This is a genomic window from Frankia sp. CoWAU3, from assembly GCF_977971855.1.
Map to the genome: position 1 here is coordinate 11,372 of NZ_CDWWXB010000110.1, position 486 is coordinate 11,857.

A 486-nucleotide genomic window follows, 5' to 3' on the forward strand; every position below is an offset into this window, starting at 1 on the left:
GCCCGCCGGCACGTCCGTCATCACGATCGAGCCCGGACCGATCCTGGCGTCGTCGCCGATGCTGATCGCCCCGATGAGGTGAACCCCGGGGGCGAGCTCGACCCGCTTGCCGACCTTCGGCACGTCCCGCGGGCCCGCCGTACCGCTCGCGTAGCCGATGGTCAGGTTGTGCCGCAGGGTGCAGTCGTCCCCGATCACGCAGTGCGGCGGGATGAGGATCGTCTGGTGATGGCCGATGTGGACCCGGCGGCCGATCCGCGCCTGCTCGTCGAGCTCGGCCCCGTACAGGTTACGGATGATCAATTTGTTGACCACCTTGTAGAAGACGGTCACGATCCCGCGGACGGGCTGGCTGCGGGTGCGCCGCCACTGCCCGATGCGATAGACGGCGAGCACGTGCAGCCCCGGGTGGGCGAACGATTTGTAGTGCCGGCGCCAGTCCTCCCGCAGGATCTCCCACAACCCGAGGTCGGAGGCATCCCGGGT

General features: G+C 68.9%; 1 protein-coding gene. It reads right to left on the reverse strand.

The genetic code is table 11. The annotated features are described in order from the left end of the window. Positions 1–486: serine acetyltransferase (locus AC08ON_RS11305; RefSeq protein ID WP_476616931.1), on the reverse strand; the 486-nt coding region annotated here is incomplete at both ends.